Source organism: Halomonas daqiaonensis, assembly GCF_900109725.1.
GTDB lineage: Bacteria > Pseudomonadota > Gammaproteobacteria > Pseudomonadales > Halomonadaceae > Halomonas > Halomonas daqiaonensis.
Genome location: NZ_FOBC01000034.1, coordinates 1 through 10,694 on the forward strand (window position 1 = coordinate 1; position 10,694 = coordinate 10,694).

Annotated in this window: 12 protein-coding genes and 1 pseudogene; 10 read left to right on the plus strand and 3 right to left on the minus strand. The window is 56.3% G+C overall.

The window, feature by feature from the left end:
• Nucleotides 1-355, minus strand: a 355-nt coding sequence (locus tag BMY30_RS17180; protein ID WP_170840179.1) for a patatin-like phospholipase family protein, incomplete at its 3' end; no start/stop codon positions are given.
• A gap of 766 nt (nt 356-1,121) precedes the next feature.
• On the opposite strand from BMY30_RS17180, the gene BMY30_RS17185 reads away from it, so the two are divergent.
• The 5 genes from BMY30_RS17185 (at nt 1,122) to BMY30_RS17205 (ending at nt 4,183) form a co-directional block, all read left to right on the plus strand.
• Complete coding sequence (locus BMY30_RS17185; protein WP_139195550.1) at nt 1,122-1,373, plus strand: hypothetical protein; 252 nt, start codon at nt 1,122-1,124, stop codon at nt 1,371-1,373.
• A complete protein-coding gene (locus BMY30_RS17190; protein ID WP_089715911.1) occupies nt 1,370-2,179 on the plus strand; it encodes a hypothetical protein in 810 nt (269 codons plus the stop codon). Before BMY30_RS17185 ends, BMY30_RS17190 begins: the two co-directional genes overlap by 4 nt.
• A 163-nt stretch (nt 2,180-2,342) precedes the next feature.
• Nucleotides 2,343-2,711, plus strand: coding sequence for a hypothetical protein (locus tag BMY30_RS17195; protein ID WP_089715912.1), 369 nt, complete (start codon nt 2,343-2,345; stop codon nt 2,709-2,711).
• Between the two features lie 50 nt (nt 2,712-2,761).
• A complete protein-coding gene (locus tag BMY30_RS17200; protein ID WP_089715913.1) occupies nt 2,762-3,466 on the plus strand; it encodes a C39 family peptidase in 705 nt (234 codons plus the stop codon).
• A gap of 111 nt (nt 3,467-3,577) precedes the next feature.
• Nucleotides 3,578-4,183, plus strand: coding sequence for a hypothetical protein (locus BMY30_RS17205; RefSeq protein WP_139195551.1), 606 nt, complete (start codon nt 3,578-3,580; stop codon nt 4,181-4,183).
• A 154-nt stretch (nt 4,184-4,337) separates the two neighbouring features.
• Here the strand turns inward: BMY30_RS17205 and BMY30_RS17210 are convergent, their stop codons facing one another.
• Both BMY30_RS17210 and BMY30_RS17215 read right to left on the minus strand, forming a co-directional pair.
• A complete protein-coding gene (locus BMY30_RS17210; RefSeq protein WP_089715915.1) occupies nt 4,338-5,414 on the minus strand; it encodes a hypothetical protein in 1,077 nt (358 codons plus the stop codon).
• Nucleotides 5,411-6,811 carry a sigma-54 dependent transcriptional regulator gene (locus BMY30_RS17215; protein ID WP_244516262.1) on the minus strand — a complete coding sequence of 467 codons (1,401 nt, stop codon included), beginning with the start codon at nt 6,809-6,811 and terminating at the stop codon, nt 5,411-5,413. Before BMY30_RS17215 ends, BMY30_RS17210 begins: the two co-directional genes overlap by 4 nt.
• 945 nt (nt 6,812-7,756) lie before the next feature.
• On the opposite strand from BMY30_RS17215, the gene BMY30_RS18255 reads away from it, so the two are divergent.
• The 5 genes and pseudogenes from BMY30_RS18255 to BMY30_RS18555 all read left to right on the plus strand — a co-directional run.
• Complete coding sequence (locus tag BMY30_RS18255; protein WP_244516263.1) at nt 7,757-8,080, plus strand: RNA-dependent RNA polymerase family protein; 324 nt, start codon at nt 7,757-7,759, stop codon at nt 8,078-8,080.
• The gene (locus BMY30_RS17220; RefSeq protein ID WP_244516264.1) at nt 8,064-9,026 is read left to right on the plus strand and encodes a group II intron reverse transcriptase/maturase; all 963 of its coding nucleotides are present in this window, start codon (nt 8,064-8,066) and stop codon (nt 9,024-9,026) included. The genes BMY30_RS18255 and BMY30_RS17220 overlap by 17 nt, the downstream gene beginning before the upstream one ends.
• 103 nt (nt 9,027-9,129) lie before the next feature.
• Nucleotides 9,130-9,741, plus strand: a complete 612-nt coding sequence (locus tag BMY30_RS17225) for a transposase (RefSeq protein WP_139195552.1) — start codon at nt 9,130-9,132, stop codon at nt 9,739-9,741.
• A gap of 21 nt (nt 9,742-9,762) precedes the next feature.
• Nucleotides 9,763-10,197 carry a hypothetical protein gene (locus BMY30_RS17230; RefSeq protein WP_089715917.1) on the plus strand — a complete coding sequence of 145 codons (435 nt, stop codon included), beginning with the start codon at nt 9,763-9,765 and terminating at the stop codon, nt 10,195-10,197.
• 136 nt (nt 10,198-10,333) lie between these two features.
• Nucleotides 10,334-10,576 (plus strand): annotated as a pseudogene (locus BMY30_RS18555) (integrase core domain-containing protein); the annotation flags it as partial.
• Between the last annotated feature and the right edge of the window lie 118 nt (nt 10,577-10,694).

Consider the following 10,694-nt stretch of genomic DNA (forward strand, 5'->3'; position numbering starts at 1 on the left):
ACTGGTAGGGCGAGACCAGTCGGCTCATCAGGTCCAGGGTGATGTAGCCCGGGGAGTGGTCGAGACTCCAGTTGCCGATCAGCATGTCCAGCGGGGTACGGCGCACGGGGCTCGCCATGCCGGCTCGGCTGACGGCCCGCCAGAAATCACGCAGGGCCACGCGAGCGGTGGACTCGTCACCACGGGTCAGGGCATCGGCCATTACCACACCGTTCATGGCGCCGGCACTGGTGCCGCTGATGCCCTCGATCTCGATGCGCTCGTCCTCGAGCAGGCGATCCATCACGCCCCAGGTGAAGGCGCCATGGGCACCGCCACCCTGGAGCGCCAGGTCGATCCGTCTTCTCTCGCTCATCTCCGCTCCTCGGCCTGGGCGGCCTGGCCAGGCCGCCGCTGCAGTGCATCGATTCCAGCATAACGGCCGAGCCGAATGACGACCATCACCTTGGCAGGAGCATGGCATTCAGAATACTCCGCTGGCTTATGGCAATAGAACCCTGGCCGCGCTGCTCCCGTTGGGCCTGAGTACGAGGTGTGGAATCCAGGTGCCGGTATTCTCGGCCGGGCTGGCATTGCCCTCCCGCAAAATGCTACCGACAAAGTCAGCTGGTTCCACGAGCTCCTGCCCCACAACTGACAGCAAACCGCTTGATTGCCGACAATGGGAGTTCGCCATGTACTTATACTTGTCGCATAAGTGAGGCAAGTCATAGGAAATTGACAGAGCCCACTATGACAAGCTTGGCAATAAGGTTGAAGGTGATAAAGAACTGTCTCTGTCTCAGGAGTAAGACATTTTTGCGTTACTTTTTAGGAAGAGATGTTATTTTTTGAAAGTATTGATTTATTAAATTTTACAGTATTTCAATATTTTGCATGATGTAGTCTCCCCGATGGCACGGAAGCTGCTGTCTACTTTGTGACTGCGAGCGAGAAGCGTCATTCAAGGGTCCAGCGGTTGAAAGCATGGACGATGTCGCGAGTTCGCAGGCTGCAGCAGTCACTTTTGAATAATGGAGACATGATCATGAAAAAGTATCTCGTAGTCGCAGGCACTCCCTTGCTGGCGCTGGTGATTGGCATCTCCACGGCCCACGCCAACCCGAGTGTGGGTGTTGCCGATGACATCTACCAAAATGTGGATTCCGACGCAGTGGCAGTCGGAGGAAGCAGCGGCAGCTCGAATGGTGGCGCTGGTACAGGCCTGGGCATTGCCGGTGGTGGTACCGGTGGGAGTGCCGATGGTGGCGATGATGCATTTCTCGGTGGAGGTGGCGGTACCGGTGGCGCAGGCTCAGGTGCTAACGCTGCCGGGTCTGGAACAGGTGGCATGGGTGGATCCACTGGCCGTGGTGGTGACGCTTGGGCCATGAGCGAGTCCTACAACACCTCTCTTTCCGTCATCTCCCTCCAGGAGATGAACTCAACCGTGATAGGCGCCGGCATCAACATCAATGGTGGCGGGGGCGCTCGCGGTGCGGCCGGTGCTGAGGGTGGCGACGCACTGTCCGTCAACCTCGGTCTGGGCCTTGGCGGTAGCGGCGGCAACGGGAATGGCGGTAACGGCGGCCAGGCAGATGCCGAGGGCGATGACGGCGGTGACGGTGGCGACGCTACCGGTCTTGGCCTGGGGCTGGGCCTTGGTCTGGGTCTTGGCCAGGGTGGAAGCGCAGACGCAGGATCGGGCTCCGGTTCGGGCGCCACTGCGGATAACGACAATGCCGGTGATGGTGCCTTCCCGGGAGGCGGTGGCGGCTCGCAGACCGCTGATGCCGATTCAGCCGCCGGCGCGACCGCAACTGCCGGAACTGGCGGTAACGGCTCTGGTAGCGGATCCGGCACCGGGAACGGTGATGGGGCTGCCACAGCCGGCGCCGGTGGTAACGGTGGGGATGCTGGAGCTGTCGCCGGGAACGGCGGAAACGGAAACGGCGGCGGCGGCGGCGGCGGTACTGCCACCACCGGTGATGCCAACGCCGTTGCAGGCAACGGCGGTAACGGCGGTAACGGAGGTAATGGTGGCGCTGCCAGCTTTGCCACCGGTGCAGCCAACGTGAGCGTTGCGGCCGGCGGAACATTCGGCGGCATCAGCAACATGAACGTTTCCACCGGACTCTACAACTCCCAGCTGTCCGGTACCAACGTCTCGGCTCACAGCAACGTGAGCATCGGCAACTGATAGAGAGTGCTTGACGTGCTCTGATGAGCCGGGAGCCGGTGGAGGGAACTCCGCCGGCTCCCTTGATGAACTTCCCTATTGACGGATACCGGGGGTCAAGGCCATGAAGGTGTCATCAGTCAGTTCAATGCCAACAACCTTTCCTCGTCCTACGCTGCATTTGATGGCCATCCCGCTCTCCCTGGTGCTGATGGCACTTGGGATGACGCACAGCCAGGCAGATGATGACCCTGCGCTTCAGGCAGATGGTTTCGCCGCGATGGAACGGATGGACCCCGAGGAGATGGGCAAGGCCCGGGCCAAGGAGGGTGATACGATCATCAACCTCAATAAGGTGCAAAGCATCCAGGACATGAAGTCCTCGGTGTCGGATACCTCCTTCGATATTGGTGGAGACATGGTCTCGGGCAACATCAGCTTCGCCGCCGATGCCCTGGGAAGCTATAGCGGTACGGGAATCTTCAACGCCGTTACCGGCAGCGGGAACTCCATTAACAATGCGGTGGGCATCAGTGTCTTCATCGCCAATTGAACCTTGATCGGGTTCGGAACCACGATTTACCAGCCAGGGGATGACTTGCCATGAAACTGACCAGGCAACTCTACTGTGGCATGACGTTACTGCTTCTCACGGGAAGCACCCTGATTGCCTATGCTGGCCAGGTGGCCATTGCCAATCGTTTCGGCAATTTCCAGGTGGAGGTCAAGAGCCTGCAGGAGAAGAGCTGGGACAGGGTGATCAGGCAGCAGTACGACTTCAGCTGTGGCTCCGCCTCCGTGGCGACCCTGCTGACCTTTCACTACCAGCGAGAGACCACCGAGGCAGAAGTCTTCGAGAGCATGATCCGTGCCGGCGACGCCGAGCAGATTCAGCGCCATGGTTTTTCCATGCTGGACATGAAGCGTTACTTGGATGCCCAAGGGCTGAATGCGGACGGGTTCAAGATCAGTCTGGATGACTTCCTTCGAATCGGGGTCCCTGCCATTACGATGGTGAATACCGGAGGATACAAGCATTTCGTCGTCGTCAAGGGCATCGACGCCGACAACATACTGGTGGGCGATCCCGCGGCTGGTACCCAGGTGGTGCCCAGAGAGCACTTCGAGACGTTGTGGAGCGGCACGGTTCTGGGGGCGCGTGAGGAGATCGAGATTGCCCGTAACCACTTCAACCACGAGCAGGATTGGGCCGTGCGCCCCGATTCACCGCTGGCGAGAGGGGTGAACCGCTCCAGCATTGGTGCCAGCCTGCTGACCCTGCCCGCCAGGAATGAGATGGGCCGGTGATGAGGAGATCTGAAGATGCCATCCCCAGCGGGAAGAATGCGTAGGCAAGGCGGGGCACGATGGGTGGGCGCTCTGCTGGTTTTGGTAGCGGCTGGAACCCAGGCGGCCTCGGTGTCTGAATACGATGCACCGATCGATGGCCAATGGATTCAGTACGTTAAAACTCAAGTACCGACGGAGCCTTATTCGCAGGTGCCTTTTCCGTCTTCGACGAGGGGTGACTTCCATCGCGGAACCGTCATCGCCGAGGCCGAGCTCGATCAGATGCGGGCGGGCTTCAATATCGGTGGGCTCGATGTGGATTTCGGTGCTAGGTTGCAGACGATGATCGACAACAGTATCGAGCTTGTGTCGGTGGTGAACTTCACGAAGGCAGGAACCAACATTGTCTCCCAGACATTCCGTGATCCCTCCATGTCAGCCAGTCAGGTGGGGCCCGGTACAGGGTTTTCCGTGACCGACATGACGCCCGGCGGTGTCGATCTCTCGGGTCTGGCGGATTTTTCCGGCGTGACACTGAGCGATACCAAGGGTTTCACGGCGGCCCTGCACAACATCACGCGCAACGCCATCGTCAGCGGTGTGGTGAGCAACGCCTCCGGGCGAGATATCCAGCAGCGGATCGATATCGACATTCGGCTCAACAATGTCGGGGCACTGAGGGCAGCCAAGCAGCGTGCAGCTATTGTTGACTCCCTCTCGGGCATCCTCCGCTGAAAGCTATCATTCGTCCTTCAAGCTAGTTGCGTCGAATGAGAAAACTTTCTGTCTCGTCTTAGGGTATGGCAGAACATGATGAAGGTAGGAAGGTGAAATGTGAGGACGGCTGCCGCATGGGCAGCCGTCTTGGCTCTTGGCTTGAGCTACTGGGCTAGAACACGTCCATGCCGATGGGCATGCGAAGGGTCAGGGTCGTATCAGGGGCATCTTCGGTGATGCCGAGTTCCAGGCCCAGGTTGACGGAGACATCCGGGTTCATCTGGTAGGACCAGCCAAGCAGCAGGGAGCCGACGTTCAATGTCTGGGAATTGACTTCTGTTCTGCTGCCCGTAGTGTTGTTGACGTATTCGGTCTTGGTCTTCCCGATGAAGTCGTTCTTGTAGCCCAGCGTGAAAGAGGTCTTCGGATTGATCGAATAGGCCATGCCGAAGCTCAATCGCACGGCATCCCCGGGATCCACATCTCGGATGAAAAGATCTTCATTATCCTGCGTAACTTGCTGGTTGACGTTATCTTCCAGATGAAAGACGTAGCCCAGATTGGCGAAGTAAACTGCCGGCGCGGAGGGAAGCAGCATGGTGATACTGGGCTCGACGGAATGGAAGCCAGTGCCTGTGGAGAGTTCCTGAGGGGTACCGGCGCTGCTTCGGCTTATATCGAAGGGTCCTTCTCCGGTGGTGCTCTTGTAGCGCAGGTTACCGATGAAGTAGGGCATGCCATCCAGGCCACGATTGATCTGATAGTGCGCAGCCAACTCGATATCGCCCAGCGCATCATTAGACAGTTCACGGTCCAGAGTGAAGTCGGGGTCTACTTCGGAAACCGTGACTCGGTTCGACTCATCCCGATAGACGTATGGCACCTTCATCTCGAGTTCCAGGCGATCGGTAAAGCCTAGGCGACCAGTCAGAGAGGCCGTGTAGTTGTCTCGGTCGACGTCTTGTGCCGTGAACACCCCGATCAGAAGGGTGCTCAATACTTCTACGCCCTCGAAGGTCATGCGGTTGATGCTCTCATGGGAGTACTGGAATTCCGGCTCCAGTACCAGCCTGCCCTTGGGCGTCAGCACGCCGCCATATTCCGCCATGGCCTGGACGTCTGGCTGGACCTCCTGCTGTTCGGGCTCCTGGCCGACAGGCTGGATATTTTCCTGTGCCAGAATGGAAACAGAACCGAATAGTGATAGCAGGCCTACGGTGTGAACCAGATTTTTCTTGTGAGGTGTCATGATGGGGTTCCCCTTGCTATGTGGGCGACGCGTTCTAATGGCCGGTCAATCCTGTGCTTCTCGATCAGCCTATACAGAGTAGCCCGTGAAACATCAAGCTCACAGGCCGCATGTTGCACTTGATACTTGTTGCGAGCCAAGGATGCTTTGATTGCATTCTGTTCTGCTAAGTCACGAGCTTGCTCAAGAGTGACCTGGCTGCGAGATGAGCTTTGCCTTCGCTCTAGGCCTAGGTCCTCAGGTCTGATCAGGCGCTGGTCACACATCACCATGGCCCTTCGGACTCTGTTGATCAGTTCTCGTATATTGCCTGGCCATGAATGCTGGCGCATCAAGATAAGGCTCTCATGGCTGAAGCCTTTCACCTTCGTGGCTTTTTCTGCACGAAATTTATTGAAGACGAAGTTTGCAATCTCTTCAATATCTTGGCTACGCTCACGAAGCGGAGGGGGGGATAACTGTAGTACATTTAACCTGTGGTAGAGGTCTTCGCGAAATTTGCCACGTTTAATGGCTTCTTCTAGATTTACATGCGTGGCGGCGAGGATTCTTACGTCGACTTTGATTTCCTTCAGGCTTCCAAGCCGAAAAATGTGATGATTTTCCAGAAATCGGAGTAGATTGACCTGTATATCCAGTGGCAAATCTCCTATCTCGTCCAGAAACAGGGTGCCATTGCCAGTTGATTCGATAATGCCGAATTTTCGTTGGTCAGCGCCAGTGAATGCTCCTTTTTCATGACCGAATAGTTCTGACTGGATTAGCCCGGGGGGCAACGCGCCGCAGTTTATGGCACTGAAGGGTTCGTTTCTTCTGAGAGAATTTTCGTGTACTGCTCTAGCGACAAGTTCCTTCCCTGTTCCTGATTCCCCTGTTATCAGCACCGGAGCATCAACTTGAGCAATTCGGTAGATTGATCGGCAAAGACTTTGCATTACTGTTGAACTTCCCACCATTCCCATGTCTTCGCTTCGTAATTGGTTCGTAGAGACTGATGATAGTAGAGCCATGTCTCGTGCTGCTTCAAGGAGGTGCGTGGTTTTGATGGGATCCATGGGAAGTTTAAAGAAGAAAAGAAAATATTGGTTAATGAGTCGACGGATTCGCTCCACCTGAAGGGAGGATGAGTCCACCGCAGCGAGCCACGTCACCTCGGGATGCATTGCTATTAATTCCTGTAGCTCATCTAGCTGCTGCAAGTTAGTGTTTATCAGTATGCCTATAGCTGTAAGGACTCCGCTGTCATTTTCTATAATAGAGATGGCTTCATGTCGGTTCCGAGCATGCTTTATATTCCATAGAGTACTGCCCAGCGCTTCGGAAATATCATACGCAAGGAAGTCATATCCCATGATGAGAACCTTCCTTTTCTGTGTCGTTATATTCTCATCTGCCATGTTTATCAACATTTCCTGTATTCTCGTCAAAAATAAAATATAGTATTAGAGATTCTTTTTGTGTTCGAGATAACCGAAATGCATGATGGGATCCAAAGTGCTGTGCTGATGTGTTTCATGTAGATAGCGTTGATGGTGAGTATGGCGTAGTTTTGCAGGTTTGTGAATATTTGTAATTGAAGTGTGGCTATTGGTTGCTTGAAAGTCAATGAGAAAAGTATTTTTTTTTCCTATTGATATCAAGGAGCTACTGATAATATACGGAGACTTTTGCTTTTTATAATGCATGCTGATTGTTTTTTTACAATAATTTTATTAGCAACTTAAGCCTAGTGTGGCAAATGTGACATACTAATTTATTAGTGCGTTTTAATGGGCTCTTCGTCGTTGGGTGTGGAATCCCCCTATGCGTCAACGTAGTTGTCAGTGTGCCCTGAAGGCTGAGCACGAGGAACGTGCGAGCCATGCTGTATCTGTGATGAGGGCGGGCCCTCGGATTCGCCGATCAGGCGGTGATTCCAAACCACCCTGAGCTGCTGGCGTCAAGAGCGCTGGTGGTGAGCGTCAGTGGAAAAGGCGAGGCAAGACCTCGTCAGGTATGAATGGCGGAGACGAACGCGAGTGAACCACCGACAAAGTGTCGATAATTGCAACCGATATCAAAACCAGAGTCTCGACAATGCTCTGGGACTAGTCAGGCGGCAACCTGGACGTGGGCCTGGCGGTATCCGGCATAGAGGTGGCGTGACTGTCATTCAGGCACAGATACGGAACAGGGGAACCTGTCACGTCGATGTCAAGGGAGCGATTCAATCAGAAACCCTGGGAGAATCTGAGTACCAATGCGACGTACAGGGGCGGGTCGTGCGTAGTAGTGATGAGGAGGCTGTAATGGCTTGGAGCGAAGGCACGGCCCTATCCAGCCGGAGCAAGGAGACAACTGCCATGAAGCAGGATGACCTCCATGTGACGGTAAAACCGTTCGAGATACCCAAGCGGACGCTCTGGGAGGCATGGAAGCGCGTGGCCGCCAACAAAGGTGCGCCAGGCGTCGACAAGGAGAGCATTTCAGCCTTCCAGGAAAAGCTTGGTCCCAAGCTGTACAAGTTGTGGAACCGCATGAGTTCAGGAAGCTATCATCCGGCACCTGTTCGCCAAGTGCTGATACCGAAAGGTGATGGACAGGTCAGACCGCTGGGGATTCCTACGGTAGGCGACCGGGTGGCGCAGATGGCGGTAAAGATGATCCTGGCTGGAGCCAAGGTTTGAAAGGCTCTTCCACGAGTCGTCATTCGGCTATCGCCCGAGGCGTGGTGCACACCAGGCGGTGATGCAGGCACGTCGCAACTGCTGGCGATATGACTGGGTGGTAGATCTGGATATGAAGGCGTTTTTTGACACCATCGATCACGATCTACTGATGAAGGCAGTGGAAAAGCATGTGCCGGAATCCTGGATACGTCTATATATTCTCCGATGGCTGAAAGCACCTGTGATACAGGAAGATGGATCGAGATTAGAGAGGGATCGTGGCACTCCACAAGGAGGTGTCATTTCACCAATCTTGGCGAACCTTTTCCTGCATTATGCCTTTGATGCCTGGATGGCACGCACGTTTCCTCATCTTCCCTTTGAAAGGTACGCCGATGATGTGGTTTGCCACTGTCGGACAAAGGAGGAAGCGGAGGCGCTGCTGACCGCCTTGAATCACAGGATGAGCGAATGCCGGCTGGAGTTGCATCCTGAGAAGACCAAGGTGGTGTACTGCAAGGATGGCCGCCGAAAAGGTGACCACCCCCACACCTGCTTTGATTTTCTGGGATTTAGCTTTCGCGCAAGAACCGTGCAGGACAAGCAAGGTAATCTATTTACAGGCTTTAATCCTGGGGTAAGCCGTAAGGCACTTAAGCGGATACATGAAACGCTCCGTCGTATCAATATCAACCGAGCGACATGGGCATACCTTCGTCAACTGGCGGATTGGCTCAACCCCATGGTGCGAGGATGGGTAACATATTATGGAAAGTTCTATCCGCAGCCTCTGGAGCGGGAGCTGGTGAAGATCGATCTTCGTCTTGGCTGCTGGGCACGCAACAAGTACAAGCGATTGAGAGGGCATAAACGCCAGTCATGGGCCTGGGTAAAGAAGGTTCGTATGGCACAGCCGACACTCTTTGCGCATTGGGAGTTCGTTTACTCGAAGAAGGTTGGATAGGAAGAGCCGTATGAATCGAGAGGTTCACGCACGGTTCTGTGAGGGCCTGAGGGGGTGGTTCCCTCGGGCTACTCGACCCTAAACGGATTGAGAGGTGAACAACGTGCGTTACCCCGCAGAGCGTAAGGAAGCCATCCTCAAGAAGATGGCGCCGCCCATGAGCATGACCATCCCGGAACTGGCCGAGCAGGAGGGCATCACAGCGACAACCCTCTACAATTGGCGGAAACAGGCCAGAGCACGAGGACAGGTTTTGCCATCACGATCCACCCAGCCCGACCAGTGGACCAGCCAGGAGAAGTTCCAGATCGTCCTGGAAACGGCCCCGATGAACGAGGCCGAACTCAGCGCCTACTGCCGCGAGCGCGGGCTCTACCCCGAGCAGGTGGAGGCCTGGTGGGATGCCTGCATGAACGCCAACGAGGACGCGGCAGCGCAGGCCAAGCAATTCCGCCAGGCGCGTAAGGCGGAGCAGAAGCGACTCTGCAAGCTGGAGCTCGAGTTGCACCGCAAGGACAAGGCCCTGGCTGAGACGGCGGCGCTGCTGGCCCTATCAAAAAGCCGAGGCGATCTGGGGCACGACCAACGACGAGGACTACTGACCAGCCTCCCGGATCGCCAGCGTATCGTGACCCTGGTGCAAGCCGCCCAGCGTGACGGTGCTCGGCTGGCCAAGGCCTGTCAGGTGATGGGCATCAATGTGCGGACCTACTAGCGCTGGGTCGCTGAAGGCGAGGTGACGGCTGATCGCCGCCCCGATACTGACCGCCCGGAGCCAGCCAACAAGCTGTCTCCCGAGGAGCGAGAGGCGCTCGTGGCGCTGTGCAATGCACCAGAGTATCGCAGCCGTCCTCCGGCCTTCATCGTGGCCGATCAGGCGGACAAGGGCCGCTACCTGGCCTCGGAGTCGACGATGTACCGAGTGCTCCATGAATACGACCAGCAACACCACCGGGGCCGACAGCAGGCCCCGCAGCGTAAGCGGCAACCGACGACACATCAGGCAACGTCGCCAAACCGGCTTTGGTGCTGGGATATCAGCTGGTTGCCTGGCCCTGCGCGCGGCACCTGGTGGTATCTGTATCTGATCATGGACGTCTTCAGCCGCAAGATCGTGGGGCACGAGGTCTACGAGACGGAGACCGGCGAGCTGGCTGCTGAGCTGATCTAGAAGTCCTGCTGGCGAGAGCACCTGACGGATCGTCACAAGTCCTTGATTCTGCAATCAGATAACGGCAGCCCGATGAAGGCAGCGACCTTCTTGGAGAAACTCTACGACCTGGGCATCACCCCCGTCGTGCAGCCGGCCAAAGGTCAGCAACGACAATGCCTTCGCCGAGTCGGCCTTCAAGACGCTGAAGTACTGGCCGGGCTTCCCCGTCAACGGCTTCGCGACCCTGGCCGAGGCCCAGGAGTGGATTCAGCAATTTACCGAGTGGTACAACCATGAACATTGGCACAGCGCACTTCGCTATGTCACCCAGCGGCACAGCTGCAAGGCCGGGGCATTCTGGCGCAGCGCCGGGAGGTCTTTAGCCTCGCCGTTATGACGATGTCTCAGCGAGTCTCCTCGATTTCCTGAAAGATGCGCTCCACGTCCAGGGTGGAGCGCTGACCCAGGTCGTCGAAGTGCTCGGTGAGCCAGGCCTCGGTGGTCTCACGTCCCAG